This is a genomic window from Candidatus Rhodobacter oscarellae (assembly GCF_001078595.1).
GTDB classification, from domain to species: Bacteria; Pseudomonadota; Alphaproteobacteria; order Rhodobacterales; family Rhodobacteraceae; genus Rhodobacter_B; species Rhodobacter_B oscarellae.
This window is the reverse complement of record NZ_LFTY01000001.1, coordinates 751946-776672: the sequence shown is the minus strand read 5'-3', so window position 1 is coordinate 776672 and position 24727 is coordinate 751946. Positions and strand designations below refer to the sequence as shown.

The 24727-nt window shown below is 64.1% G+C and carries 29 protein-coding genes; 19 read left to right on the top strand and 10 right to left on the bottom strand.

Annotation, left to right across the window (positions count from 1 at the left end; translation table 11 throughout):
• Window positions 1-14 precede the first annotated feature (14 nt).
• The 5 genes from AIOL_RS03715 to AIOL_RS03695 are packed head-to-tail and all read left to right on the top strand — an operon-like array spanning window position 15 to window position 2953.
• Entirely contained in the window at window positions 15-428 is a 414-nt protein-coding gene (locus tag AIOL_RS03715; RefSeq protein WP_049641638.1) for an HPr kinase/phosphorylase, read from the top strand.
• Window positions 425-1339 carry an RNase adapter RapZ gene (rapZ, locus tag AIOL_RS03710; protein ID WP_235438858.1) on the top strand — a complete coding sequence of 305 codons (915 nt, stop codon included), beginning with the start codon at window positions 425-427 and terminating at the stop codon, window positions 1337-1339. The genes AIOL_RS03715 and rapZ overlap by 4 nt, the downstream gene beginning before the upstream one ends.
• A complete protein-coding gene (locus AIOL_RS03705) occupies window positions 1336-1728 on the top strand; it encodes a PTS sugar transporter subunit IIA (protein ID WP_049641637.1) in 393 nt (130 codons plus the stop codon). The genes rapZ and AIOL_RS03705 overlap by 4 nt, the downstream gene beginning before the upstream one ends.
• 7 nt (window positions 1729-1735) lie before the next feature.
• Window positions 1736-2011 carry an HPr family phosphocarrier protein gene (locus AIOL_RS03700; RefSeq protein ID WP_049641636.1) on the top strand — a complete coding sequence of 92 codons (276 nt, stop codon included), beginning with the start codon at window positions 1736-1738 and terminating at the stop codon, window positions 2009-2011.
• A gap of 54 nt (window positions 2012-2065) precedes the next feature.
• Complete coding sequence (locus AIOL_RS03695) at window positions 2066-2953, top strand: lysophospholipid acyltransferase family protein (protein ID WP_049641635.1); 888 nt, start codon at window positions 2066-2068, stop codon at window positions 2951-2953.
• Between the two features lie 110 nt (window positions 2954-3063).
• Here the strand turns inward: AIOL_RS03695 and AIOL_RS03690 are convergent, their stop codons facing one another.
• Window positions 3064-3939, bottom strand: coding sequence for a 3-hydroxybutyryl-CoA dehydrogenase (locus tag AIOL_RS03690; protein ID WP_049641634.1), 876 nt, complete (start codon window positions 3937-3939; stop codon window positions 3064-3066).
• A 158-nt stretch (window positions 3940-4097) separates the two neighbouring features.
• On the opposite strand from AIOL_RS03690, the gene AIOL_RS03685 reads away from it, so the two are divergent.
• Complete coding sequence (locus AIOL_RS03685; protein ID WP_049641633.1) at window positions 4098-4916, top strand: DUF6473 family protein; 819 nt, start codon at window positions 4098-4100, stop codon at window positions 4914-4916.
• Here AIOL_RS03685 and AIOL_RS03680 read toward each other — a convergent pair.
• The 3 genes from AIOL_RS03680 to AIOL_RS03670 form a co-directional block, all read right to left on the bottom strand.
• Window positions 4913-5419 (bottom strand): c-type cytochrome, encoded by a 507-nt coding sequence (locus tag AIOL_RS03680; protein ID WP_053101178.1) that lies wholly within the window; start codon window positions 5417-5419, stop codon window positions 4913-4915. The genes AIOL_RS03685 and AIOL_RS03680 overlap by 4 nt on opposite strands.
• Window positions 5420-5587: 168 nt before the next feature.
• Complete coding sequence (locus AIOL_RS03675) at window positions 5588-6544, bottom strand: KpsF/GutQ family sugar-phosphate isomerase (RefSeq protein ID WP_049641958.1); 957 nt, start codon at window positions 6542-6544, stop codon at window positions 5588-5590.
• Window positions 6545-6565: 21 nt separating this feature from the next.
• Window positions 6566-7177, bottom strand: a complete 612-nt coding sequence (locus tag AIOL_RS03670; protein WP_049641632.1) for a ribonuclease D — start codon at window positions 7175-7177, stop codon at window positions 6566-6568.
• Between the two features lie 221 nt (window positions 7178-7398).
• On the opposite strand from AIOL_RS03670, the gene AIOL_RS03665 reads away from it, so the two are divergent.
• The 8 genes from AIOL_RS03665 to AIOL_RS03630 all read left to right on the top strand — a co-directional run bounded on the left by AIOL_RS03665 (window position 7399) and on the right by AIOL_RS03630 (window position 16857).
• A complete protein-coding gene (locus tag AIOL_RS03665; protein WP_049641631.1) occupies window positions 7399-8685 on the top strand; it encodes an ABC transporter substrate-binding protein in 1287 nt (428 codons plus the stop codon).
• A gap of 86 nt (window positions 8686-8771) precedes the next feature.
• A complete protein-coding gene (locus AIOL_RS23900) occupies window positions 8772-10178 on the top strand; it encodes a carbohydrate ABC transporter permease (RefSeq protein ID WP_160314397.1) in 1407 nt (468 codons plus the stop codon).
• 403 nt (window positions 10179-10581) lie between these two features.
• A complete protein-coding gene (locus AIOL_RS03655; RefSeq protein WP_049641630.1) occupies window positions 10582-11667 on the top strand; it encodes a carbohydrate ABC transporter permease in 1086 nt (361 codons plus the stop codon).
• A complete protein-coding gene (locus AIOL_RS03650) occupies window positions 11664-12725 on the top strand; it encodes an ABC transporter ATP-binding protein (protein WP_049641629.1) in 1062 nt (353 codons plus the stop codon). The genes AIOL_RS03655 and AIOL_RS03650 overlap by 4 nt, the downstream gene beginning before the upstream one ends.
• Window positions 12722-13732, top strand: coding sequence for a Gfo/Idh/MocA family protein (locus tag AIOL_RS03645; RefSeq protein WP_049641628.1), 1011 nt, complete (start codon window positions 12722-12724; stop codon window positions 13730-13732). Before AIOL_RS03650 ends, AIOL_RS03645 begins: the two co-directional genes overlap by 4 nt.
• Before the next feature lies 1 nt (window position 13733).
• Window positions 13734-14741: a Gfo/Idh/MocA family protein gene (locus tag AIOL_RS03640; protein ID WP_049641627.1), complete on the top strand. Its 1008-nt coding sequence runs from the start codon at window positions 13734-13736 to the stop codon at window positions 14739-14741.
• Window positions 14734-15786 (top strand): Gfo/Idh/MocA family protein, encoded by a 1053-nt coding sequence (locus tag AIOL_RS03635; RefSeq protein ID WP_049641626.1) that lies wholly within the window; start codon window positions 14734-14736, stop codon window positions 15784-15786. Before AIOL_RS03640 ends, AIOL_RS03635 begins: the two co-directional genes overlap by 8 nt.
• 3 nt (window positions 15787-15789) lie before the next feature.
• The gene (locus AIOL_RS03630; RefSeq protein WP_049641625.1) at window positions 15790-16857 is read left to right on the top strand and encodes a glucuronyl esterase domain-containing protein; all 1068 of its coding nucleotides are present in this window, start codon (window positions 15790-15792) and stop codon (window positions 16855-16857) included.
• On the opposite strand, the gene AIOL_RS03625 is transcribed toward AIOL_RS03630, so the two are convergent.
• Entirely contained in the window at window positions 16854-17216 is a 363-nt protein-coding gene (locus AIOL_RS03625; protein ID WP_049641624.1) for a response regulator transcription factor, read from the bottom strand. The genes AIOL_RS03630 and AIOL_RS03625 overlap by 4 nt on opposite strands.
• 173 nt (window positions 17217-17389) lie before the next feature.
• Between AIOL_RS03625 and AIOL_RS03620 the strand changes: the two genes are divergently transcribed.
• The 3 genes from AIOL_RS03620 (at window position 17390) to AIOL_RS03610 (ending at window position 20472) form a co-directional block, all read left to right on the top strand.
• Complete coding sequence (locus AIOL_RS03620; RefSeq protein WP_049641623.1) at window positions 17390-17761, top strand: DUF1636 family protein; 372 nt, start codon at window positions 17390-17392, stop codon at window positions 17759-17761.
• Window positions 17762-18267: 506 nt separating this feature from the next.
• Entirely contained in the window at window positions 18268-19170 is a 903-nt protein-coding gene (gene cbiB, locus AIOL_RS03615; protein ID WP_049641622.1) for an adenosylcobinamide-phosphate synthase CbiB, read from the top strand.
• Between the two features lie 153 nt (window positions 19171-19323).
• Window positions 19324-20472 (top strand): lytic murein transglycosylase, encoded by a 1149-nt coding sequence (locus tag AIOL_RS03610; RefSeq protein WP_049641621.1) that lies wholly within the window; start codon window positions 19324-19326, stop codon window positions 20470-20472.
• Between the two features lie 213 nt (window positions 20473-20685).
• On the opposite strand, the gene rnc is transcribed toward AIOL_RS03610, so the two are convergent.
• From rnc to AIOL_RS23895, 4 genes are read right to left on the bottom strand one after another with little or no spacing between them, the layout of a single operon-like run.
• Window positions 20686-21369 (bottom strand): ribonuclease III, encoded by a 684-nt coding sequence (gene rnc / locus AIOL_RS03605; protein ID WP_049641620.1) that lies wholly within the window; start codon window positions 21367-21369, stop codon window positions 20686-20688.
• Window positions 21370-21372: 3 nt separating this feature from the next.
• Window positions 21373-22173: a signal peptidase I gene (lepB, locus tag AIOL_RS03600; RefSeq protein ID WP_049641619.1), complete on the bottom strand. Its 801-nt coding sequence runs from the start codon at window positions 22171-22173 to the stop codon at window positions 21373-21375.
• A gap of 60 nt (window positions 22174-22233) precedes the next feature.
• Window positions 22234-22635, bottom strand: a complete 402-nt coding sequence (gene acpS, locus AIOL_RS03595) for a holo-ACP synthase (protein WP_049641618.1) — start codon at window positions 22633-22635, stop codon at window positions 22234-22236.
• The gene (locus AIOL_RS23895; protein ID WP_152912343.1) at window positions 22632-22844 is read right to left on the bottom strand and encodes a hypothetical protein; all 213 of its coding nucleotides are present in this window, start codon (window positions 22842-22844) and stop codon (window positions 22632-22634) included. The genes acpS and AIOL_RS23895 overlap by 4 nt, the downstream gene beginning before the upstream one ends.
• A gap of 97 nt (window positions 22845-22941) precedes the next feature.
• Here AIOL_RS23895 and AIOL_RS03585 point away from each other — a divergent pair, with 97 nt between their 5' ends.
• Both AIOL_RS03585 and AIOL_RS03580 read left to right on the top strand, forming a co-directional pair.
• Window positions 22942-23310, top strand: coding sequence for a hypothetical protein (locus AIOL_RS03585; RefSeq protein ID WP_152912342.1), 369 nt, complete (start codon window positions 22942-22944; stop codon window positions 23308-23310).
• Between the two features lie 142 nt (window positions 23311-23452).
• Window positions 23453-24076: a hypothetical protein gene (locus AIOL_RS03580; RefSeq protein WP_152912341.1), complete on the top strand. Its 624-nt coding sequence runs from the start codon at window positions 23453-23455 to the stop codon at window positions 24074-24076.
• 99 nt (window positions 24077-24175) lie between these two features.
• Here the strand turns inward: AIOL_RS03580 and AIOL_RS03575 are convergent, their stop codons facing one another.
• Complete coding sequence (locus tag AIOL_RS03575) at window positions 24176-24541, bottom strand: hypothetical protein (protein WP_049641615.1); 366 nt, start codon at window positions 24539-24541, stop codon at window positions 24176-24178.
• Between the last annotated feature and the right edge of the window lie 186 nt (window positions 24542-24727).

Here is a 24727-nt window from a genome sequence, read left to right as displayed (position 1 = left end):
CAAGGAACTCGCGGATGCGGCTGCATGCCAGTTGCGTTGCCGTCCAAGGCAAAGCCGCGCTGTTGACCGGCGCATCCGGCAGCGGCAAGTCGGCGCTTGCGCTGCAGTTGATGGCGCTTGGCGCGCGGCTTGTGGCCGACGACCAGACGGATATCGCCGCAGCGGATGGGCGCCTGCTGGCCCGCGCGCCGGCCTCTATTCGCGGTTTGATCGAGATGCGCGGCCTTGGGCTGTTGAACGCGGACGCCGTGGATGATGTCCCGGTGGCGGTTGTGGTCGACATGGCGGCATTGTCCACGGCGCGGTTGCCCGCGGACCAGACGATAGAGCTTTGCGGCTGCGCCTTGCCCCTGCTTCACAAGGTCGAGAGCGCGGCTTTCGCCGCGGGGCTGATGCAATACCTTAAGGGAGGAAAGGCGGACCGTTGACCGGACGAAACTCAGAAATCCCAAGCCACCGTGTTGTGTTGGTGACCGGCCCCTCGGGCGCCGGGCGGTCCACCGCGATCAACGTCCTGGAGGATCTGGGCTTTGAGTCGATCGACAACCTGCCCCTGAACCTTCTGCCGCGGCTGCTGGACGGCCCGCCCTTGGAGCGGCCCCTGGCGCTGGGCCTCGACGTGCGCAACCGCGACTTTGAGGTGAACGCGGTGCTGGACACGATCCGGCGCTTGGCGGCGGACCCCGAGATCGACTCGGAGGTTCTCTATCTGGATTGCACGCAGGAGGTCTTGCTGCGGCGCTTCTCAGAAACGCGGCGCAGGCACCCGATGTCTCCGGGGGACGCGCCGGGCGTGGGCATCGTGCGCGAGATCGAGCTGCTGGCGCCGATCCGGCACCAGGCGACGGTGCTCTTGGACACGTCCGAGCTGTCGCCGCACGAGCTGCGCGCCGCATTGCAGGAATGGTACGACCCAGAGCCCGCGCGGCGGCTGGCGATCTCGGTGCAGTCTTTCTCGTACAAGCGCGGCGTGCCCCGCGGCGTGGACCTGGTCTTTGACTGCCGCTTTCTGCGCAACCCCTATTGGGAGCCCGCGCTGCGCGCCCGGGACGGCCGCGATTCGGGGGTGGCGGGATATGTGGCCGCGGACCCGCTCTGCGCGCCGTTCTTCGACAAAGTCGCGGATATGGTCCTATTGTTGCTGCCGGCGTTCCAAGCCGAGGGCAAGTCGCATCTGACAATCGGGTTCGGATGCACAGGAGGCAAGCACCGGAGCGTCATGATGACCGAAAAGCTGGGAAAGGCCCTTGCAAACCAGGGCTGGCAGGCGTCTATAAGGCATAGGGAACTTGAGCGGCACGCCCGATCCGTACCGCCGCAAGCTGGGGTAAGCCTGTGATCGGAATTGTGATTGTGGCCCATGGGGGCCTTGCAAGGGAATACCTTTCCGCCGTCGAGCACGTGGTGGGAACGCAAAACGGCGTGCGCGCGATCTCGATCGAGGCGGACCATGACCGCTCCAAGAAACAGACCGAGATCTGCGACGCCGCGGATAACGTCGATAGCGGCGACGGCGTGGTCGTGGTCACCGACATGTTCGGCGGATCGCCCAGCAACCTGTCGATGAACGCCTGCAACTGCGCCGACCGCAAGATCATCTACGGGGCGAACCTGCCGATGCTGGTCAAGCTGGCGAAGTCGCGGCACCTGGAGCTGTCGGATGCGGTGACGCGGGCGCTGAACGCGGGGCGGAAGTATATCGACTGCTGCGACGGCGTGCTGGGCTGAGCGCGGGATGGCCTCGATCACCCGCAGCCTCGAGATCATCAACGTAAAAGGGCTGCACGCCCGCGCCTCGGCCAAGCTGGTGGAGGTGGTGGAATCTTTTGACGCAACGGCAGTCGTGCAAAACGACGGTATGGAGGCCTCTGGCGACAGCATTATGGGGCTTTTAATGTTGGCAGCTTCAATAGGAACCACTATTGAGGTGCAAACGGACGGGGCGCAGGCCGAGGCACTTGCCGACGCCATCGAGGCGCTCGTTGGGGATCGCTTCGGCGAAGACATGTAGAAGTAACCGCAGGGGAGGCCGCTGACTTTGGTGGACAGCAGCACGCAACAGCGGATGATGATGCAGGGCCAGGGCGCGGCGCGCCCCGACCTGTCGTCGTCCGAGCCTTCCAAATACGACCGCCGCCGGCTGACCTATGCCAACACGTTCGACAACGCGTGGAAGGCGAACGCCATCCGCGCGCTGGAATGGCTGACCGGCAAGATCACCATCATCAAGATGCTGCGGCAGTTCCAGGCCAACGCCCCGCACGAGGCCCGCACGTTCTGGGCCGACGCGCTGGAGGTGATGCAGATCGACCTGCTGACGCCGCAGGCGCAGCTGGACCGGATCCCAAAGGACGGCCCGGTGATCATCGTGGCCAACCACCCGCACGGGCTGGTGGACGGGATGGTGATCTCGGACCTGATCAGCAAGTCCCGCGTCGATTACAAGGTGCTGACGCGCTCGATCCTGACGGGGATCGACGAGATCGCGGCGAGCTTTTTGATCCCGGTGCCGTTCCCGCATGAGGAGGACGCGCAGCAGAAGGGGATCGAGATGCGCGCCGCCGCGATGAAGCAGCTGGCCGATGGCGGCGTGGTCGCGCTGTTCCCGTCGGGCGTGGTCGCCGCCTCCGAGACGATGATGGGCCCCGTGGTGGAGGGCGAGTGGAACGTCTTCACCGCCAAGATGATCCGGCGCTCGGGCGCGACCGTGGTGCCGGTGTTCTTCCCCGGCTCGAACTCGCGCAAGTACCAGATCGCCAACAGGCTGTCGGCGACGCTGCGCCAGGGCCTGCTGCTGCACGAGATCGTGGCGGCCTGCAAAAAGCCGCAGGCCCCGGTTATCGGCAACCCGATCCCGCCCGAAGAGATGGCCGACCTCATGGGCGAGCCGCGCGCCCTTATGGCCTGGCTGCGCAAGCGCACCCTGGCCCTGCGCGACAACCCGGACGCCTAAAGCCTCTCACTGCAGAACCTGTTCTAGGTCCTTCGCGAGCCGTTGGAGCGCGACGCAAATTTCTTTCAAGAAATTTGCAAAACTCTTCAAAGAGTTTTGCGCCGCCCAGATTAGCGCGTCGGGACTGGAACCTCGCCCCGATAGTCATAGAAGCCGCGCTGGGTCTTGCGCCCCAGCCAGCCGGCCTCGACATACTTCGTCAGCAGCGGGCAGGGGCGATACTTGGTATCCGCCAGCCCGTCATGCAGCACGTTCATGATCGCCAGGCAGGTGTCCAGACCGATGAAATCCGCCAGCTCCAGCGGCCCCATCGGGTGGTTCGTGCCCAGCTTCATCGCCTGGTCGATCGAGTTCACGTTCCCGACGCCCTCATAGAGCGTATAGACCGCCTCGTTGATCATCGGCATCAGGATGCGGTTCACGATGAAGGCGGGGAAGTCCTCGGCGCTGGCGGCGGTCTTGCCCAGACGCTCCACCACCGCGTAGCAGGCCTTATAGGTCGGCTCGTCGGTGGCGATGCCGCGGATCAGCTCGACGAGCTGCATCACCGGCACCGGGTTCATGAAGTGGAAGCCCATGAATTTCTCGGGCCGGTCGGTGCGGCTGGCCAGCCGTGTGATCGAGATCGACGAGGTGTTCGAGGTCAGGATCGTGTGCGGCTGCAGATGCGGCAGCAGGTCCTCGAAGATCGCCTGCTTGACGGTCTCGCGCTCTGTCGCGGCCTCGATCACCAGATCGGTGGCGCCCAGATCGGACAGCACCCGCGTCCCGCGGATGCGCGCGATGGCGGCCTCCATATCGGCCTCGGCGATCTTGCCGCGCCCCACCTGGCGGGTCATGTTACTGCGGATGAGGTCCAGGGCCGCGCCGATCGCCTCTTCGCTGATGTCGTTGAGCAGCACGTCATAGCCGGCCAGCGACAGCACATGCGCGATGCCGTTGCCCATCTGCCCGGCCCCTACGACGCCCACCGATTGAATTTGCATACTTGTCGCTCCTAGCGCTGTTGCTGCGACCTTAAGCCGACCGGGCAGGGCCGCCAAGGGCCAATGGCATGCGCAATTCGTCTCAATTCCCACCATTAGCCGCTTGGAAAGGATTCTCTGCGAATCTCTAAATTGGGTGAAGAAAACTGGGTGGTGGAATGACCTACGAAAGCCATGGGCCAGAGGTCCTGGACTACTTTCCGTGTCGCTATGGCAGATCGAAACTTCTCTTCCGGGGGCCGCGGCGGCGCCTTAGCGGCGACTACGTGGCCTTCCTGGGTGGCATCGAGACCTACGGCAAATTCGTTGAGCTTCCGTTCCCAACGCTGGCAGAGCATGAGACCGGCGTGAAGGCGGTGAACCTGGGCTGCGCGAATGTCGGGGTGGACGCCTATCTGACGGATAAGAGCCTGCTGGAGATCTGCGCCAACGCCAGGGTCACCGTGATCCAGGTCATGGGCGCGCAGAACATGTCGAACCGCTACTACGCGGTGCATCCGCGCCGCAACGACCGCTTCCTGCGGGCCTCCTCGCTGCTGCATAAGATCTACGCCGAGGTGGACTTTACCGAGTTCAGCTTTACCCGGCACCTGCTGTCGAGCCTGGCCGCGGTCAGCCCCGAGAAGTTCGGCATGGTCGAAACGGAGCTGCGCGAGGCCTGGGTGGCCCGCATGTCCGACCTGCTGGATCAAATCGGCGGCAAGGTCGTGCTGCTCTGGCTGGCCGACCACGCGCCGGGCGAGGGCCCCATCGACACCGAGCCGATGTTCATCGACCGCGATATGATCGCCCGCCTTGCGGACCGCGTCGCCGAGACGGTCGAGATCGTCGCCACGCCAGAGGAGCGCGCCGCCGGGTTCGACGAGATGGTTTTCGGCGCGCTAGAGCAACCCGCCGCCGAGGAACTTCTGGGGCCCGTCGTGCATCGGCGCCTGGCGCTGGCGCTGGCGCCGATCCTAAAGCGGCATCTGGCCTAGTTGGTTTCGACCTCTTCCGCCTCGGCTTCGGTCTCGGCCTCGGGCATCTGCGGCCCGATCTCTTTGAGGAAATCCGCGTAGTTGCGGGCGACGTCCTCGGCGCTGCGGTCGGTCTTCCTATCGGCGCGCACGCGGTAGGTCATCTTGGTGCGGTCCTTGTCGAGCTCTAGACCCTTCAGGAACGCTTTGGGGTCGACCAGCCAGGCGATCATATTCTCTTCGGTCCAGACCAGCCCGGCCTCCTTGGCCGCCAGGAGGCCCGGGCCATAGCGATAGCCCTCGACGCTGCCCATGGGCGCGCCCATGATGCCATAGAGGTTCGGCCCGGTCTTGGAGCGCTTGCCCGCTAGAATATTGCCCTCTTCGTCCTGCACCACGTGGCAGGTCTGGCAGCGGGTGAAATCCGCCTCGCCCATCATTGCGCCGTCCGACAGGTGGCTTTCGGCCAAGACCGGCGCGGCGGCGAGCGTGGCTATGGCGGCTAGGGAGCTAATGGTTTTCATTTGGCGACCTTCTCCTTGACGGGTTCAAACCGGGTGCGCGCGCGGGGCGCGCAGCCCGGTCTCGTGTTGGCAATTGTAGAACAACACGAGCAAGCTACAACTTATTCATTCCGCGGCGCAGGACTACTGCGGCATCTTGGCATTTGGTGGTTGCGCGGATCTTCGCGCCTAGCCGATGCCGGCGCGCAGGCAGTCATGCACGTGCAGGATGCCCACCGCATTGCGGCTGCTTTCGGGGTCGACCACGAAGAGGGATGTGATCCGGCGCTCGTTCATCACGGCCACGGCGGACTCGGCCAGGGCGTCGGGGCCGATGGTGGTGGGCTCGGCGGTCATGACCTCGCGCGCGGTGCGCTCCAGCAGGCCGTCCATGTTGCGGCGCAGGTCGCCGTCGGTGACGACACCGATCAGCCCCGTCTCGTCCTGCACGCCCAGCACGCCAAAGCCCTTTTGGCTCATCACCAGCAGGGCCTCGCCCATATCGGTGTCGGGCGACACAAGCGGCAGGTCGGTATGCATCAGGTCGGCGGCCTTGCTCAGCCGTGCGCCCAGCTTGCCGCCGGGGTGGAACTGGCGGAAATGCTCGGGCGTGAACTCGCGGTGCTCCATCATGGCGATGGCCATCGCGTCGCCCAGGGCCAGGGACATCGAGGTTGACGTGGTCGGCACGATCCCCTGCTCGCAGGCCTCATCCGCGGGCGGCAGCACCAAGCAGACATCGCATTGCGTCAGCAGGGTGCTTTCGCGGCGCGAGGCGATCCCGATCAGCGAGATCCCAAAGCGGCGGGTGTAGGCGACCAGATCCGCCAGCTCGGCGGTCTCGCCAGAGTTCGACAGCACCAGCGCCACGTCGCCCTGCGCCATCATGCCTAAGTCGCCATGGCTGGCCTCGGCGGGGTGCACGAAATGCGCGGGCGTCCCGGTCGAGGCAAAGGTCGCGGCGATCTTTCGCGCGATATGGCCGGATTTGCCCATGCCCGAGACGATCACGCGCCCCGTGGCGCCCAGCATCATCTCGACCGCCTGGCCAAAGCTGTCATCCAGCGCGGACGACAGCAGGTGCAACGCCTGGGCCTCGCGGGTGACCACGCGGCGGCCTGTGGAGAGGAACTTGTTCTGGTCCATCCGGTTTAGCATGCGTCCAGGTTAATGGGCGAATATGTCAATTTCGGGCCAGCCTTTGAGGTCAAGTTCGGCGCGGGCGGGCAAGAAGTCGAAGCAGGACTGCGCCAGCTCGGTCCGCTTCTCGCGCGCCAGCCGCGCGTCCAGCGCCTCTTTCATGCGGTGCAGGTACAAAACGTCCGAGGCGGCATAGTCAAGCTGCGCCTCGGTCAGCTCTGCCGCGCCCCAGTCGCTCATCTGCTGCTGCTTGGAGATGTCCACGCCCAAGAGCTCGTCCAGCAGGTTCTTCAGCCCGTGCCGGTCGGTATAGGTGCGCACCAGCTTCGAGGCGATCTTGGTGCAGTAGACCGGCGCGGTCCGCACGCCGAAGGCCTGCAGCAGCACCGCGATGTCAAAGCGCCCAAAGTGGAACAGCTTGAGCACGTTGGGGTCGCCCAGCATGCGCGCCAGGTTCGGCGCCTGGCTCTGCCCCTTGGCCACCTGCACCAGATGCGCGTTGCCGTCGCCGTTGGACATCTGCACCAGGCACAGCCGGTCGCGATGCGGGTTCAGCCCCATCGTCTCGCAGTCGATGGCCACAACAGGGCCCAGGTCCAGCCCATCCGGCAGGTCTTTCTGATAGAGGTGATTGGCCACGGCGGCGCCTTTCTCGTACGGGTATTCGATTCAATTCGCATAGAACGTCGGCGACCCGCTGTAAACGGCAACGGCCAGTTGGGCGGCGGGAGTGAAATATATTTCATATACCCCTGGCGCGAACGAGCGAAGCCGGTTGACCCAACTCGAACTCTGCTTGCAGTATTCATTACCTGCCCATTGCAGCTAATGCCGATGGGTACATTTGGGAGGTAAGAATTATGACGATGCATCTAAAATACAAGGTTGCGGGCACCGCGCTGACCACGGCCCTGCTGCTGGGCACCGGCGCCTGGGCGGCGGACCTGGACCTGATGATCAGCGACGTCGATCTGAAAGGACCGGTCGTCGGCGATCTGGTTGAGCGGTACATGGCCGAAAACCCGGGCGTAACGATCACCGTTAACCAGGTCGGCTATAACGTGATCCGCGAGCAACTGCCGATCCAGCTAGAGGCGGGCACCGGCCCCGATCTGGCCTTTGTGACGAACCTGGGCGGGCTGAACCCCTACTATGTGGACCTGACCCCGCATGTGGACGCCGACGCGTGGGAGGCCAACTATGGCTCCGTGCTGTCTTGGTACCGCGCGGGCAAGCCCGGCGGGATCTACGCTTATCACACCGAGATGACCGTCACCGGGCCCTATGTGAACCTGACCATGTTCGAAGAGGCCGAGGTTGAATTGCCAGGACCGGGCGCGACCTGGGAGGACTGGGCGGAGGCGACCCAGGCCGTTATGGACGCAACCGACAGCTATGCTGGCATGGTCATGGACCGCTCTGGCCACCGCATGGCCGGGCCCGCGATGTCCTATGGCGCCGCTTACTTCAGCGATGACGGCAAGATCATTGTCGATGACGGCTATAAGGAATTCGCGCAGCTTATGCTGGATTGGCACAAGAGTGGGTTGATGCCGCCAGACATCTGGCCCGCCGTCTCGGGCAGCAAATACGCCAACGGCAACGAGATGTTCTTTAACCAAGAAGTGCCGTTCTACATGTCCGGCTCTTGGAACACCCGCAACGTGCAGAACAATGTCGGCGACTCCTTCGACTGGACGGTGGTGCCGGTGCCCTGCGGCCCGGCGGGCTGCGGCATCATGCCGGGCGGCGCGGGCCTGGTGGCCTTCAAGTCGGGCGACAGCGAGAAAGAGGACGCAGCGGCGAAGTTCGTCGCCTGGATGGGGGCCGACGATCAGGCGCGTGAATGGTACACGCGCACCTACGCGATCCCGGCCCACGCCAAGCTGCAGGCCGAAGGATTGGATTACGTAGGCGCGGGCGCCGGCCCCGCGGTGGCCGAGGGCTTGGACGCCTTCACCAAGATGGCCGCCGTCGCAGCCGAGCAAACGCCGCAAGCCTATCGGCTGCAGGGCTCTAAGTTCGGCTTCGTGATGTTCAACGCCACCACGCAGTACCTGGCCTCGGCGATGAATGGCGAGCTGAGCCTCGACGAGGCGCTGGAGAAAATCCAGGAAGACCTGGACACCAACGCCAACAACAAGTGATCCTCATAAATCGCAAAGATCGGGGGCGCGACGCGCGCCCCTGATCCCTGGGTGGGTTCCAAAACATGTCTATTGCCGGAATGATCATGGCACTGCTCGGCCTCTTATGGGTCGGCGGCGGGACACTGTGGCTCTTGTCGCGGCGCAGCTACCGCTTGCGCCAGGCGCCGCAATTCGCCGCCGATTTGCTGGGCTTCCCGGTGGAGTACGCCCAGTCGATCTGGGGCCGCGGCGGCGTGCCCTACGCGCTCTTGATGCCGAACCTGATCATCTTCGGGTTCTTCACCTTCGTGCCGATGATCCTGAACTTCTACGTCTCGCTGACCGGCGGCGAGAGCATCAACCTGATCAACCGCCCCTTTGTGGGGTTCGAGAAATACCGCGACATCTTCAATTGCGAGACGATCTTTAGCCCCAAGACCTGCACCAACGCGGGGTTCAACTTCTGGACGGGGATGTTCAACTCGCTCTGGTTCGTGGTGATCCAGGTGCCGATCCTCTGCGTGGCGGCCTTGTTGACCGCGCTGGTGGTGAACAAGAACATCAAGGGGCGCGGGTTCTGGCGCGCGATGTTCTTCTACCCCGTCATGCTGTCGCCGGTGGTGATCGCCAACATCTGGAACTGGGTCTTGCACCGCAAGGGCGTGCTGAACGAGGTGATCGGTGGCACGCGCGACTCGCTGTCTGGCCTAGCGGGGCTGACCGGGTTCGACATGGTGATGACGGTGGTCATGGCCGTGGTGCTGATGGTGGTCTTCGAGCGGGCGGCGGCCCGTTCGGGCCGCGATCCCTCCCTGGCCTGGACCGCCGTGCTGGCCGGGCTCTTGGCGCTCTTGGTGAGCTGGGCCAACCCGCTGAGCCTGTTGGGGATGCCGGGCAGCTTCTGGCTGGGGGCGGCGCTGGGCGCCGCGATCCTATGGGTCGTGGGCAGCGGCCAGACCTGGGCGCGCATCGCCTTGATGGTCGCCGCGGTGATCGCCGCCGCGCTGCTCTTGTCGATCCAGTTCGACGCGGTGTTCGATTTCGGCCGCTACCGCCCGATCAACTGGCTGGTGACGCCGAACACCAACTGGCCGTTCTTTTGGCTGGTCTTCGTATTCTGCTGGAGCCACATGGGCTTCTACATGCTGATCCTCTTGGCGGGGCTGCAGGCGATCCCCACGGATCTTTACGAGGCCGCCAAGATGGACGCGACCAAGCCCTTCCGCGCCTTCTGGCGCATCACCCTGCCGCTGGTGATGCCCACGCTGACCGTGGTGATCGTGCTGAGCCTGATCCGCAGCTTCCAGATCTTTGACGAGGTCTACCTGCTGACCGGCGGCGGGCCGGGGCGCGAGACCTTCATGATCGTGCAGAACATCTACGAGATCGCTTTCACCAACAACGTGCCGGATTACGGCGAGGCGGCGGCGGGCTCGGTGCTGATGGCCATCGTGATCGCGGTCTTCACCTTCGTCCAGCTCTGGATCACGCGGAGGCAATCCGACCTATGATTTGCGCGCCCTTTTCCGCCTTGCGACCTTTGCGCGTCACACGCACGCCCTGGTCTGACCTTCTTGTGCCACAGGCTTGTGCGGGACCTGCGCGTTCGCGTCCTATGCCGGGGCGCGCGCGCCAAAAGCCGTTTGAGTTAACCTTATCTCAACCCGAATCGCGCCACCCTCCACGGGTGGTTGGCTCGGGGACTACCCCGAGCCTGGACCCCGACCACCACCCGCAGATTCTGCGCGCAGCCGGGTTGATATTTCATGAAGAAATGCGAGGTTTCGCTGCGCCATTTCGGCGCGAGCGGGGCTCGAACCTGCCATCCGCGAAGGCGTCGCTCTGGCCATCAGTCGTGGTGAACGGTCTGCGCGCGATCCCTGCCGCATCTGCACTGAATTGGGGGGCGAGGAGATGAGCCGCCTTGTCACCTTCCTCACCCGCACCGCCGGGGGCAGCAACGACCGCGCCGACCGGTTCGGTGTCGCGGATTTCCTGGCCTATTCCTACCTGGTGCTGGGCGTTCTGATCATCCTGGTGCCGGTGCTTTGGACGTTCTTCTCCTCGATCAAGCCCGAGCGCACGCTGGACACGTTCGACACCCGCCTGGTGCCCTATGCCCAGGTCGAGGCCGAGGTCGAGGGCGTCGGCACCAAGACCGTGTGGGAGTTCCATGCCGAGGACGGCTCGGTCAGCTATGTCTACAAGGCCGGGCCGACCCGCAAGCTGACCGACGTGGCCACGCTGGAGAACCCCGAGGAGGTGTTCCAGGCCTCCCGCAAGCAGCTGCGCCCCAACGAGGAGATCCGCGTGGCGACCGAGAACTACCTTGACCCGCTCTTGAAACGGAACGGGCAGGATTTCTTCAGCTTCGGCACCTATCTCTTCAACTCGATCTTCGTGACCGTGGCCGCGACCCTGATCACGCTCTTGATCAACGCGATGGCGGCCTTCGCGCTGTCGAAGTACAAGTTCCGCGGGCGGCTGACGGTGACGATCCTGATCATCGCGACGCTGCTGATCCCGAACTCGATCATCCTGGTGTCGCTGTTCTTTGTGGTCTGGTCGTTTGGGATATTCGGCTCGCTCTGGGGGGTGATCATCCCGGCGGCGGCGACGCCCACGGGGGTGTTCCTGCTCAGGCAATACATGCTGACCATCCCCGACGAGCTGCTGGAGGCGGCGCGGATGGATGCGGCCTCGGAATGGCGCATCTTCTGGCGGATCATCATTCCGCTGTCACTGCCTGCGCTCAGCGTCTTGGCGATCCTCAGCGTGATCTGGCGCTGGAACGACTTCCTCTGGCCGCTGATCGTGCTGATCTCGGACCCAAAACTGCACACGATCCAGCTGGGCCTGACCACATTCTCGGGCGAGTTCGACATCGCCTTCCACTACGTGCTGGCCATGACGGTCGTGTCGCTGATCCCGATCACGCTGGTCTTCGTCTGGCTGCAGCGCTTCATCACAACCGGTATCGCCACAACGGGGCTGAAATGACCGAGCACGCGTTAGAACTGAAAGAGATCCGCAAGTCCTGGGGCGATCTGGAGGTGATCCATGGGATCGACCTGGAGATCGAGGAGGGCGAGTTCGTGGTCTTCGTGGGGCCCTCGGGCTGCGGCAAGTCCACTTTGCTGCGGCTGATCGCGGGGCTGGATGACCCGACCTCGGGCGACATCGTTTTGCAGGGCAACCGGGTGAACAGCGTGCCGGCCTCCGAGCGCGGGCTCAGCATGGTGTTTCAAAGCTACGCTTTGTACCCGCATATGTCGGTGCGCCAGAACCTGTCCTTCGGGCTGGAGAACTTCCGCATGGACCGGGCCGAGATCGAACGGCGGGTGAATGAGGCCGCCAAGCTCTTGCAGATCGACCAGCTTATGGCGCGCCGCCCCGGGCAGCTCTCGGGCGGGCAGCGCCAGCGCGTGGCCATCGGGCGGGCGATCGTGCGCGAGCCGGTGATCTTCCTCTTTGACGAGCCGCTGTCGAACCTGGACGCCGAGCTGCGCCTGCAGATGCGGGTGGAGATCTCGAACCTGCATGCCGAGCTGGGCAACACGATGATCTATGTCACCCATGACCAGATCGAGGCGATGACCATGGCCGACCGGATCGTGGTGCTGCGCGGTGGGAATATCGAGCAGGTGGGCAAGCCGCTGGACCTTTACAACAACCCGGCGAACAAGTTCGTGGCGGGGTTCATTGGGGCGCCGCAGATGAACTTCCTCGCCGGCAAGCTGTCCGGCCAGGATTTGGTGCTCGACTGCGGCATAGGCCGAGGCGTCCCCGCACGGGGCAACGAGGCCGTCACCCTAGGGATCCGGCCCGAGGCGATTGGCGTGTCGCTGGACGGCGCGGGGGATGCGACGGTGACAGTGCAGAATTTCGAGCAGCTCGGTGCGGTGACCTATATCTACGCCGCCTTCGCCAATGGCGAGCGCCTTACGGTGCAGCTGCCCGAGCAGGTGCCGCTGACCCGCGGCCAAGAGATCGGCGTGACCCTACCCACCGAGGCGTTCCACATCTTTGGCGAAGACGAGCGAGTGATGACCGGATGAAGGCTGCACTGATTGGGCTCGGCATGGTCTCAAAGACCTATGGTGATGCCTTCCGGAACACAGAGGCCGCGGATCTGTCGCTTGTCTATTCACGGACGGCGGCCCGTCGGGCCGCGTTCCTGGCGGAGTGGCCGGGCCCTGCGGAGGTCGCTACCATCGAGGACGTGACCGCCTCTGATGCCGATTTCGTCATCCTGACGACGCCGCCCAACGGGCGAATGGCCTATGTCGAGGCGCTGGTGGCCGCGGGCAAGCCGATCTTGATGGAGAAACCCATCGAGCGCACGCTTGCCGCAGCGACAGAGCTCGTCGAGCTTTGCGAGCGGGCGGATGTCCCCTTGGGCATCATGCTCCAGCATCGCGCCCGGCCCGTGGTGGAGGATCTGCGATCCGCGATGACCTCGCTAGGCGATCTGCGCGCGGTCGAGGTCAACGTGCCCTGGTGGCGCGACCAGGCCTATTACGACGAGCCGGGGCGCGGGACCTATGCGCGCGACGGCGGTGGCGTGCTGATCAGCCAGGCGATCCACACCCTGGACCTGATGCTGTCTTTGACCGGGCCGGTCTCCGAGGTCACCGCCATGGCCGCCACTAGCGGGTTCCACCAGATGGAGGCCGAGGATTTCGTCTGTGCCGGATTGCGCTTTGCCAATGGCGCGGTGGGGCAGCTTTTTGCCACCACGGCGAGCTTCCCGGGCCGGGGCGAGACCATCACGCTGCATTGCGCCCAGGGCTCGGCGCATCTTGATGCGGGCACGCTGACCATCTCGCGCCAGGACGGCTCGGTTGAGACGCTGGGGCAGGCCGCCGCCTCTGGCGCCGGGGCCGACCCGATGGCCTTCACTTCGGACTGGCACCGCTTTGTGATCGAGGATTTCGTGGCGGCGATCCACGAGGATCGCGATCCTTTGGTCACCGGTCGTGACGCGCTAGAGGTTCATAGGCTGATCGCGGCGCTGGAAAGCGCCGCCGCCACGGGCAGAAGAACCACCGTAGAGGACAGCTAGGATGACCCTAAGACTCGGAGTACTTGGCATCGATCACGGGCACATCTTTGGCATGCTCGCCAATATGAAGGCCCAGGGCTGCACCTGCGCGCAGTACTGGACGGACGGCCCTGCGGTGACCGAGCAGAAGTTCAATCAGGTCTTCCCGGAGGTCGCCAAGGTCGCTGACCGGCGGGCCGTTCTGGACAGCGATGTGGACATGGTGCTGATCTCTGCCGTGCCCGCCGACCGGGCCGCCCTGGCCATTGAGGCGATGCGCGCGGGTAAGGATGTGATGGTCGACAAGCCGGGCTGCACCACGCTGGAGCAGCTTGCCGAGATCAAGCAGGTGCAGGCCGAGACCGGGCGCATCTGGTCGGTGAACTTCTCGGAGCGGTTCGAGGTGCGCGCCACCACCCGCGCCTCCGAGCTGGTGGCCGAGGGCGCCATCGGGCGGGTCATACAGGTGGTCACCCTGGCGCCGCACAAGCAGAACCTTAAGACGCGCCCGCCCTGGTACTTTCAGCGCGCGCGCTATGGCGGGATCCTGTGCGATATCGGCTCGCATCAGGTGGACCAGTTCCTGCATTTCACCGGCTCCACCGAGGTGCAGGTGGGCCACGCGCTGGTCGAGAACACCACGATGCCCGCCGAGCCCGGGTTCCAGGATTTCGGCGAGATGACCCTGGTGGGCGACAAGGGCCACGGCTATCTGCGGCTGGATTGGTTCACCCCCGATGGCCTGCCGACCTGGGGCGACGGGCGGCTGTTTCTTTTGGGGACCGAGGGCACCATCGAGTGCCGCAAATACACCGAAATCGGGCAGCCGCACCGGACGGATAACCTCTATCTGGTGAACGGCAGCGAGAACCGCCATATCGACTGCTCGGATGCCGAACTGCCCTACTTCCCACGCCTGGTCGCCGACGTGCAGGCGCGCAGCTGGAGCGCCGCGCCGCAGGAGCACACCTTCCGCACCATGCAGATCGCGATCACCGCGCAGATGAAGGCCGAGGGCCAAGATGCGTAGCGTCGCGGTCATCGGCGCCGGGATCGGCGCACAGCATTGCGCGGGCTATGCCGCCTTGCCGGATCGGTTCCGGTTGCACAGCATCTGTGATCTGGACGAGGCCCGCGCCGCGCCCATCGCGGACCGGTTCGGCGCGGGCTATGAGGCGGATTTTCAGAAGGTCCTGGCCGATCCGGGGGTGGACATCGTCGATGTCTGCCTGCCGCCGCACCTGCATTACGGCGCCTGCGTCGCCGCCTTGGAGGCGGGCAAAACCGTGGTCTGCGAGAAGCCCCTTGTGGCCTCGCTGGCCGAGGCCGACGCGCTGATCGCCAAGGCAGAGGAGACCGGCGGGCAGGTCTTCCCGGTCTTCCAGTACCGCTTTGGCACCGGCATGGCGCAGCTGCGCGCGCTGATCGACGCGGGGCTGGCCGGGCGCTGCTATGCGGGCACGCTGGAGACGCATTGGGACCGCGACGCCGCCTATTACGCGATCGACTGGCGCGGCACCTGGGCCGGAGAGCAGGGCGGCGCGATCCTGGGTCACGCAATCCATATTCACGACTTCCTGCCCGCCGTGCTGGGCCCCGTCGCCAGCGTCTATGCCGAGCTGGCCACCCGAGTGAATGACATCGAGGTGGAGGATTGCGCGGCGATCACCCTGCGGATGGAGGAGGGCGCGTTGGTCACCTCTTCGGTGACCCTGGGCGCGGCGGATAACACCAGCCGGATGCGGCTAATGTTCGAGGGCTTCACGGTGGAATCCGACCACGCCCCCTATGCCCCCGCCGCCGCGCCCTGGCGGTTCCTGGCCCGCGCGCCGACCGAGCAGGCGGCGCTAGATGCGGTGCTGGCCAAGGTCGGGCCTCAGAGCGTGGGTTTCGCCGGGCTCTTCGCTGCGATGGCGGATGCTTTGGACGGCCAGCCGAATGTTGCCGTGACCCTGGCCGACGCGCGGCGCTCGTTGGAGTTCGTCACGGCGGTTTACCACTCTGCGCGTGCCGAGGCTCCGGTGCGCTTGCCCCTGGGGGCGGAGCATCCCCTTTTTGACGGCTGGCTGCCCTAGCGCGTGGCTGCGCTGGCCTTAAACCCGGACGCGTCCGTCGATGCGTTTGCGCGGCTGATATACGGCGAGGTTCCGCCGCCACCGGATTCGGTAGAGATCGAGCGGCACCTGTTGCCGGGTGCGCGCGCCGAGCGGCTCTGCCTAACGCTGAGATGCGGCGTCGAGCGATTTACCGTCGATGCTGCGCTTTGGTTGCCGGATCGGCCTGGGTCTGTACCTGTGCCTGTGATCCTGGGGCTGGACTTTGTCGGACCCGCCGGCATCCTGGCGGATGAGGCCTTTCCGCTGGACCCGCATGCAAGGGTGCATCCCAGACCGGATCTGGGCGCGGCGGAGGGCCGTTTGACCGACACCTTGCGCGGCACGGCGGCCCATCGCTGGCCCATCGAGTTGCTGACCGCGCAGGGCTATGCGGTGATGACCTCTTGCTATGGATCCTGGACGCCGGATGATCCGCAGGGCTGGCAGGCGCACGGGGTCTATCCGCTGATAAAGAGCCAGCTATCGCATCCCACCGGCGCGATTTCGCTTTGGGCCTGGGCGCTCTTGCGGTTGGTGGATGTGGCGCATCAGCTGCCTCAAACCAGCGGCGCGCCGGTGATTGCCGTCGGGCATTCGCGCTTGGGCAAGGCGGCGCTTTGGGCCGCGGAGCAGGACCAGCGGATTGCAGCGGTTTTTGCCAACCAATCGGGCTGCCTGGGCGCGGCGCCCGCGGCGCATCCCGCGGGCGAGACCGTGGCGCAGCTGGTCGAGCGCTTCCCGCATTGGGCCGTCGTCGATCCGCAGGCGGCGACCGGGTTGGACCAGCAGGACCTGCTCGCGCTCTTGTCGCCGCGCCGCGTCTACCTTGCGCAGGGCGCGGAGGACCTCTGGGCCGACCCGGCGGGGAGCTATCAGGCGCTGCGCTGCGCGGCGCGGGCCTGGCCGGACGCAACGCCGGGCTCTTGGCCAGATGCCACCCCAGAGGTCGCGTTCTCAGACGCGGCTTTGGGGTTCCACCAAAGACAGGGCGGGCACGACCTGCTTGCCTATGATTGGCGACAGTTCCTGTCGTTCCTTAGAACGACCTAATGCGCCAGCCCGTAATGGTCGACCACGGCGGCCAGATCCTCTGGCGAGGTGCCGCTGGGCAGGTAGGCGCAGGCGTTGGGGATGTGCCGAAAGATCGACCCGTCCGAGAAGAACGTGGTGTTCGTGACGAAGATCACCCGGGCCGATGGCTGGCTATAGCTTGCAAAGTCGGCCACAGCGAAGGCGCTGCCGACTTCCAGGACCAAGTCCAATACAATCACGTCGACGGTGCCGTCGCGTAGGTGATCAACCGCGCCCGATTCGGAGGCGGCCACGACGACCTCGGCACCTTGGCGTTGTAAGTAAGCAGACCATAGCCGTGCCAGCTCTGGACAACTCTCTACGATGAGAACTCGCATAATGCCTCCGGGACCGGACCCACCCCATTGGCTCCGGTTTCAGTCCCAATGTCCGCAAATTGTGACTAAATCCCTAACAGATCGTTAACGTCGCCAAATAAATCGTTAACAAGACGCGCTATTGCCTATCCAACGCGGATCGGATTGAACGGATCCGCAAAGATGAGGCGACTATGACCACCTGGATCACGATCTGCGACACCTGCAAGCGCGAAAACTGGGACGGCGGCCCCGAAGGCGAGACCGATGGCGAGCGTTTGGCCGAGGCCATTGAGGCGCTGATTCGCGCCGACGGGCCGGTCCGCGCGCGGCGGCATTCCTGCCTGATGGGCTGCAAGAATGGCTGCAACATCACGGTGCAGGGGGCCGGGAAACTCGCCTACACGCTTGGTGATTTCGAGCCCAACGAGGACGCCGCGCAGGGCATTGTCGACTACGCCGCGCTCTTTGAAGAGAGCGAAACCGGGCAGGTTCCTTACCGTCAGTGGCCGCAGTCCATCAAAGGTCACTTCGTTACAAGGCATCCCCCAATTCCTGAGGAATAACAGGGGTTTGCGCGGGACAATAGGCGCCTGGCCAAGTATAGTATGCGCGGCGCCGGGCGGTTTTTAGGGCCGTGCCACTGGCCTCGCCACAGGGTGTGTATCGAGGATGACCGGTTCTTGCCGCACCTCTGAAGGCGATGTTTCAAAGCCCGTTTCACGTCTCGGGCGCGGTGGCGCGTTGACCGAGGCGGGCGCGTCTGGCGGCAAAGCAATCTAGATGGGTGCGATCAACTTCCAAGGCCGCGAACAGAGGCCCCGCGCCATGAAGGTCTCGCGCGTTTCTGAGTCTGATTCTAGGCGGGCGAGCGAAGGAAAAGAGCGCCGCGCAATCTCACTTCGACGGTGGCAAAAATTCCCGCATGGGTGGATCGAGCGATTCGGAATTCCCCCAAAATGGGCCAACAAGCCGCTTGTACATCAGAAATGATAGAATTTCCTTTGACGTCAACGTCAGTGCCGGATTTAAGGCTTATTTGCTAAGGTAAAGTTAACGAGAGCGCCCGGACATGACACTCGCAATCGCCATGATTTTGGACGCAATCCTGGGGGAGCCGCGCTGGCTTTGGGATCGCCTGCCGCATCCCGCGGTCCTTATGGGCCGCTTGGTCGGGCGGCTCGATGACCGGTTCAACGCCGGTTCGCGGCGCAGGTTAAAGGGCGCATTGTCCTTGGTTGGAATGTGCGTTGCGGCTTTGGCGGTGGGGTGGCTTGTGAAGGCGCTGCCGCTCGCCTGGCTTTGCGAGACACTCCTGTGCGCCGTCCTGCTGGCGCATCGCAGCCTGGTGGATCATGTCCGCGACGTCGCCAAGGCTCTTCGGTTGTCGGTCGGGGATGGGCGCGTGATGGTGGCCCGAATCGTGGGCCGAGACACGCGCGCGATGGATGGCCCCGCCATTGCGCGGGCCTCGATCGAGAGTGCGGCCGAGAATTTCTCGGACGGGGTTGCCGCCCCCATCTTTTGGTATGCGATCGGCGGTCTGCCGGGGATGCTTCTTTATAAGATGACGAATACGGCGGATTCTATGATCGGGTATCGCACGCCAAGACACGAGGAATTCGGCTGGGCGGCGGCACGCTTTGACGACCTTCTGAACTGGATACCGGCCCGTTTGACGGCGCTCTTGTTCACTGGCCTCACCGGGCTTTGGGGGGCCTGGCACGGCATCGTAGGCGACGCGCGTCGCCACCGTTCGCCCAACGCGGGCTGGCCGGAGGCGGCCATGTCGCGCGCGCTGGACGTCGCCGTGGCCGGACCGAGATCCTATGACGGCGAGATGCGCGAGTTCCCATTTGTGAACCCCGAGGGGCGCCACGACTCGGGGCCGAACGATATCGAGGCGGCGGCCTGGCTGTTGTGGCGCGCCTGGGCCGCGCTTCTGGGCGTGGCGGTCTTGATGGCACTTTTGTGATCTAAGCGCTCTGGTTGGGTCACAAAATTCTGGCATTAATGCCCCGAAACCTGATTCCCGTGACGCGGCATTTCCGATAGCCTGCACGAAATTCAGTATGAGGTTCCGATGCGTTTATTCCTGTCTGCTTCCGCCCTTCTAATCTCCGCGACAATGGCCTTTGGGGCCGGGGGCGAGGGCAAGCTTTACGTCGAGTGCGGCGGTTCGTTCTCTGGCTTCGTTGGAAAGATGAAGGCGGTGGGAAAGGCGCAGGGCTATTCCGACAGCGTTCTGAACAAGTTCTTTGGCGCCGCGGGCTATAGCGACCGCGTGATCAAGGCGGACCGGCGACAGGGGATCTTTAAGACCAACTTCATTGATTTCTCGCGAAAGCTGATCAGCCAAAATCGCATCGACCGCGGGCGCTCGAATTCGCAGAAATACGACCGGATCTTTACGGCGATCGAACGCGACCTGGGCGTGCCGCGCGGCATTTTGCTAAGCTTCTGGGCGTTCGAGACCGACTACGGCAGCTTCCAGGGCGACTTTAACACGCTGGATGCGTTGATGACGCTGAGCCATGACTGCCGACGGCCGGCGCTGTTCCAGCCGCAAGTTTTTGCGGCGCTTGAGCTTTACTCCAAGGGCGACTTCTCGACTGGGGTGACCGGGGCCTGGGCCGGCGAGATCGGCATGGTGCAGATGCTGCCCAAGGACATCCTGGAGCGCGGGCTGGACGGGGATGGCGACGGCGAGGTGAACCTCAAGGAATCGCCCGCCGACGCGCTGTTCTCAGGCGCAAACATGCTGCGGGGCTTCGGCTGGCAACCGGGGCAGCCCTGGCTACAAGAGGTGGTCCTGCCGCGGGAACTGCCCTGGGAGGACACCGGAATCGCGTCCACCAAGGCGATCAGCGAGTGGGCCAACCTGGGGGTCAAGCCGCGCGCGGGCAGCTGGGAGGGCGCGAACCTGACCGGTTCCATCCTAATCCCCATGGGCCGCAAGGGCCCCGCCTTCATGGCCTATCCGAACTACCAGACGCTGTTTGAGTGGAACCAGAGCTTTGTCTATGTCGCCACCGCGGGCTACTTCGCCACGCGGCTCTCTGGCGCACAGGTCTATGACGCGGGCAGCCCCGACAAGTCGTTGAGCGATGGCGAGATGAAGGCCCTGCAAAAGAAGTTGGCCGCGCGCGGGCATGACGTGGGCAAAATCGACGGCATCCTGGGCGCTGGCACCCGCGGCGCTGTACAGAAAGAGCAAAAACGCCTCGGCCTGCCCGCGGATGCCTGGCCGACGCGCGAATTGCTCAACCGATTGTAGAAGCGCTCGCGCAGATTGACCTGGGGCGTCGCTTTCCGAGGGGGGCCAATTTCTTGGAAGAAATTGGCGAAACTCTTAGAAGAGTTTCCGCGTTTCGCCGCGATCCATCGCCAAGACCCTGTGTCGCCTGCCTACGGGCGGGCGCACTTTCCTTTCAAGGAAAGTTGCAAATCTCTTATTTAAGAGATTTGGTGCGCCACCGGAGGTTGGGCTCTAGTTTCCCCGCACGCTGGTCAGCAGTTCCGCGGCGGCGGCCTGCTCTGCCTGGCGTTTTGAGGCGGCCTTGGCGGTCGCGCTTTGACCGCTTTGAAGGCGCGCCTCGATGGTGAAGACCGGTGCGTGGTCAGGGCCGCTGCGATCGACCAGCACATAGCGTGGCGGTTGCTGGCCCTTGCCCTGCGCCCATTCCTGCAGGGCTGTTTTGGCGTCGCGGGCGTCCTGTTCGACCCGATCTGTGCGGTCGCCCCAGGATCGAAGGACAATTTTGCGCGCCGCTTCAAATCCGGCATCCAGATAGACGGCGGCAATCACCGCCTCCATCGCGTCTGCCAAGAGCGCCTCTTTGCGCCGCCCTCCAGACATCATCTCGGAGCGCCCAAGGCGCAGCACATCGCCCAGATCCAGCGCCCGCGCGACATCGGCGCAGGTCTCTTTCCGGACTAAGGCGTTGTAGCGCGGCGCCAGCTTGCCCTCGCTGGCGGTCTGGTCGGCAGAGAACAGCGCTTCGGCCATGACCAGCCCCAGCACGCGGTCGCCCAGGAACTCCAGCCGCTGGTTGTCCGCGCGCACAGTGTTAGAGACGGACGGATGCGTCAACGCTTCCAGCAACAAGGCGGGGCGCTCGAAACGGTGCCCGAGCCGGTCTGCGAACGCCTGTACCTCAGCCGAAAGCTTCATCCGTCAAATCTTCTTAAAGAACCGATCGCCGCGCCAGGTCCAGAAAAACAGCATCGACCGCCCGGCGGAGGAGAACATTACACGGTCCGCGCGCCCAATCAGCGCGTCAAACGGGACATAGCCGACACCGTTCGCGTTCTGCGAGACCCGGCTGTCCGTGGAGTTGTCTCGGTTGTCACCCATGAAGAAATAGTGCCCATCCGGCACCGTGTGCACCAGCGAGTTGTCGGTGCTGGCATTGCCGATGTTCAGGATGGAATGCGATGGGCCGCCGGGCAACTGCTCGACGAATTTCTGTTTCTCGCAGACGCCGCCAAGGCCCACGGCCCCGTTGGAGCAGCGCGGCGTTTGCCGCATCGGCCCTTGCAACGCGTAATCCTCGGTGAACACGCCGTCCGGGGTCTGCGCCGCCTCCTGGCCGTTCACGAATAGCACGCCGTTCTTCATCTGGATCTTGTCGCCGGGCAGGCCCACCAGTCGCTTAATGAACTCGACCTTTGCAACCGGGTGCTCGAACACGACCACATCGCCGCGCTGCGGCTCGCTTCCCAGCCAGCGGTCCGAGATGAACGGGCAGGCCGATAGGGTCGTGAAGGGGATCTTGCAGGAGGTCGCCGAGTAGCCATAGGCCATCTTGTTCACGAACAGGAAGTCGCCGATCAGCAACGTGTCCTTCATCGAGCCGGACGGGATCCAGAACGGCTGAAAGAACAGGGTGCGAAACACGCCCGCGATCAGCAGCGCGTAGACCACCGTCTTGACGGTCTCCCAGATGCCGTCTTTCTTCTCAGTCTTGGCTGCCATGATGCTCGTGTCCTGCCTGCGATTTGCCTCCGGCGTGTCTTAGGCGGTTGGCGGCGCGAGTCAAGCGAGGGGCCGCGCCTCGATGACCACAAAGGCCTGCGCCCAAGGGTGGTCGTCGGTCAAAGTGACGTGGATCACGGCTTCATGTCCCGGCGGGGTCATGTCGCGCAGGCGTTCCGCCGCCCAGCCGGTCACGGCCATCTGGGGCTGGCCGGTACGCAGGTTGGTCACCGCCATGTCCTTCCAGGAGATCCCCATCCGAAGCCCGGTGCCGAGCGCCTTCGAGCAGGCCTCCTTCGCGGCCCAGCGCTTGGCGTAGGTTCCGGCGACATCCCGCCGCCGCTCGGCCTTGCGCTGCTCGGTCTCGGTGAACACGCGGTTGCGAAATCGGTCGCCGAAACGCTCGAGAGTGCCCGCGATACGCTCGATATTGGCTAGGTCGGTGCCTATCCCCAGGATCATGGCAGTTCGAACCAGGGTGTGATCGCGCCCGCGGCGGGCTCTATCAGGTCCAAAAGGGCCACGCGGATCGCGCCGTTGGAATAGGTCCGCGTATGCGCCTCCCACGGCTCGGGCAGGGCCAGCGCGGACGCCTGATAGGCGTCGCAGTTCAGCGCGGTCGCGCCGATCGGAGCGAGCAGGGCGGTCACCACGGACAAGATGCGCAGCATGTTAGTCTCCACTTTGCGGCCATTTGGGTTTGGCATGGCGCGCCGATCTTGGCAAATTGATTGGCGCTTGCGGTTCATGCGCAATAGCCTGCTCACCATGCGTGCTTTATTGCTGCTCTTGACGCTGAGTTTACCCGCCGCTGCCGATGAGCGCGCGGCGCTCTACGGCATATGGGGCACGCCCAAGCAATGCGCCGGTGAGATGCTGAAAGAGGGCGGCACCGTCCCGGCCCAGCCCTTCGAGATACGCCCCGGTTGGCTGCGGCACGGCCAATTATGGTGCCGTTTGATATGGTTCCCGGTCGAGAAGCGCGAGAACGGGATCTTCACGGGCGCCCGTGCGCTTTGTGGCGAGGACGCTTTGCGGGGGTATCGTTTGGGGTTCGCGCTCGCAGACGATGCGCTAAAGATCCGATGGACGTTCCGCGTGGTGAATGGCCCGCTAAGGCGTTGTCCTATAAGCTAACCTGCGCTGAACTGAGCCCAGATTGGCACGGGCAAGAAGTGGTCCAGAAATCATCATCAAAACAGCGCCAGGACGCCACAATCCCACAATAAAACCAACACAGTTCGCATCACTCCCGAACTGCTAATAGGAGGCCGTGAAAATGGGCGCGAGTGACTTTCAATCCCGGGTAAATTCTTATCAACCGGGTCAGGGGAATACAGACTGGTCTGGCGCGTCTCTGCGCAGCGGGACGGGGCGTCCGCGTGGTGCTTTCGGCCTTCTTGGAGATATCCTCACCTTTCCAATCCGCCTGGGCATTATTGCCGGAATGGCTTTCGCTGCCGTTGTGGCCGTCCGATATGCGCGTTTCTGGATGTGGGGGGACGGGCTGTTCGCAGGTGGTGCTGAACGGATGATGGTGATCGACGGCGTCGTGACGCTCTTGGCGGGCATGTTGATGATAGTGGTGCTGCGACATGCTTTGTTTATGCGCGCTACGGCCTACGCGGTTGGGGTCATCGCCTCGATTGGATTGATGCATAACGCCATCTGGAGCTACCCCGCGCCCTTCGAGTCCGTGTTCTCGGCCACTTGGGTAGAGCAGGCGCGCGCCGAAACGCAGCCGAACACTTTCGCGGCGCTTGGGACCACATACCCGCTCACCGAAGAAGGCTGGGCGCGAGTGAGATCCGAGGCGATCACAATTGGTGAGAACGGAATTGCATGGGTTCAGTCCTTTGCCGGGCCGATTGGCCAACAGACGGCTTCAGTCGCCACGCCGTAACGTGATCCAGGGCGCCGGGACCAGCCCACCCAGGACCATTGTCCTGGGAGAATCGCTAATTTTCGATGAATTTCCCAGCAGTCAGCCAATCCGCCGCCATTATTCGAGCGAAGTAATCGCCTTCACCGGATAGCGGTCGCCATTCTTGATCACCATCACATATCGCTCGCCTGACTTCACCAGAAGATCGCAGCGGTCGAACCCATTGTGGAAGGTGATGCAGATCGTGCTGTCATCGCGCACCTCGTAGCGCCCAGGTGCAGGCGCGCCGTCGATGGCGTAGCGGTAGTCATAGCCGCCATCCGTACCATGCCGCGCAAAGCCGCCGGTGAAGAACTCCAGCATCTTGCCGCTGACCAGGGCGGTCAGCTCGTCCTTAGAGAGCAGCACGTCGCCGTCGCGCGGGGCTTGTTGCGCCAGGCTCGGTGCAGCGAGCAGCGTAAGGAGAAGAATGACAGAGCGCATGAGACCTCCTATTTCGCACGGAGCCTAGCGCGTTATCAGCCCACCTGCCATCACGCTTGCGCGAGGCGGGATCTTAACCAATCCAATCGATAAAATTTTACACAAACTTGAATCGCATGCTACCCAATCACTGCGGAAACACTGCTCCGCACCTCTCTCCAATCGCCACCCCGTGAGGTCTCGGCC

Coding starts and splice junctions, on each gene's coding strand:
- AIOL_RS03675 (WP_049641958.1), bottom strand. CDS start 6,544: ATGGACCAGAACAAGTTCCTCTCCACAGGCCGCCGCGTGGTCACCCGC.
- AIOL_RS03700 (WP_049641636.1), top strand. CDS start 1,736: ATGGCCTCGATCACCCGCAGCCTCGAGATCATCAACGTAAAAGGGCTG.
- AIOL_RS03640 (WP_049641627.1), top strand. CDS start 13,734: ATGACCCTAAGACTCGGAGTACTTGGCATCGATCACGGGCACATCTTT.
- AIOL_RS03635 (WP_049641626.1), top strand. CDS start 14,734: ATGCGTAGCGTCGCGGTCATCGGCGCCGGGATCGGCGCACAGCATTGC.
- AIOL_RS03690 (WP_049641634.1), bottom strand. CDS start 3,939: ATGCAAATTCAATCGGTGGGCGTCGTAGGGGCCGGGCAGATGGGCAAC.
- cbiB (WP_049641622.1), top strand. CDS start 18,268: ATGACACTCGCAATCGCCATGATTTTGGACGCAATCCTGGGGGAGCCG.
- AIOL_RS03665 (WP_049641631.1), top strand. CDS start 7,399: ATGACGATGCATCTAAAATACAAGGTTGCGGGCACCGCGCTGACCACG.
- AIOL_RS03580 (WP_152912341.1), top strand. CDS start 23,453: ATGGGCGCGAGTGACTTTCAATCCCGGGTAAATTCTTATCAACCGGGT.
- AIOL_RS03715 (WP_049641638.1), top strand. CDS start 15: ATGCGGCTGCATGCCAGTTGCGTTGCCGTCCAAGGCAAAGCCGCGCTG.
- AIOL_RS23900 (WP_160314397.1), top strand. CDS start 8,772: ATGGCACTGCTCGGCCTCTTATGGGTCGGCGGCGGGACACTGTGGCTC.
- AIOL_RS03585 (WP_152912342.1), top strand. CDS start 22,942: ATGCGTGCTTTATTGCTGCTCTTGACGCTGAGTTTACCCGCCGCTGCC.
- AIOL_RS03695 (WP_049641635.1), top strand. CDS start 2,066: ATGATGATGCAGGGCCAGGGCGCGGCGCGCCCCGACCTGTCGTCGTCC.
- AIOL_RS03685 (WP_049641633.1), top strand. CDS start 4,098: ATGACCTACGAAAGCCATGGGCCAGAGGTCCTGGACTACTTTCCGTGT.
- AIOL_RS03575 (WP_049641615.1), bottom strand. CDS start 24,541: ATGCGCTCTGTCATTCTTCTCCTTACGCTGCTCGCTGCACCGAGCCTG.
- AIOL_RS23895 (WP_152912343.1), bottom strand. CDS start 22,844: ATGCTGCGCATCTTGTCCGTGGTGACCGCCCTGCTCGCTCCGATCGGC.
- AIOL_RS03645 (WP_049641628.1), top strand. CDS start 12,722: ATGAAGGCTGCACTGATTGGGCTCGGCATGGTCTCAAAGACCTATGGT.
- AIOL_RS03680 (WP_053101178.1), bottom strand. CDS start 5,419: ATGAAAACCATTAGCTCCCTAGCCGCCATAGCCACGCTCGCCGCCGCG.
- AIOL_RS03625 (WP_049641624.1), bottom strand. CDS start 17,216: ATGCGAGTTCTCATCGTAGAGAGTTGTCCAGAGCTGGCACGGCTATGG.
- rnc (WP_049641620.1), bottom strand. CDS start 21,369: ATGAAGCTTTCGGCTGAGGTACAGGCGTTCGCAGACCGGCTCGGGCAC.
- AIOL_RS03610 (WP_049641621.1), top strand. CDS start 19,324: ATGGCCTTTGGGGCCGGGGGCGAGGGCAAGCTTTACGTCGAGTGCGGC.
- AIOL_RS03620 (WP_049641623.1), top strand. CDS start 17,390: ATGACCACCTGGATCACGATCTGCGACACCTGCAAGCGCGAAAACTGG.
- AIOL_RS03655 (WP_049641630.1), top strand. CDS start 10,582: ATGAGCCGCCTTGTCACCTTCCTCACCCGCACCGCCGGGGGCAGCAAC.
- acpS (WP_049641618.1), bottom strand. CDS start 22,635: ATGATCCTGGGGATAGGCACCGACCTAGCCAATATCGAGCGTATCGCG.
- lepB (WP_049641619.1), bottom strand. CDS start 22,173: ATGGCAGCCAAGACTGAGAAGAAAGACGGCATCTGGGAGACCGTCAAG.
- AIOL_RS03650 (WP_049641629.1), top strand. CDS start 11,664: ATGACCGAGCACGCGTTAGAACTGAAAGAGATCCGCAAGTCCTGGGGC.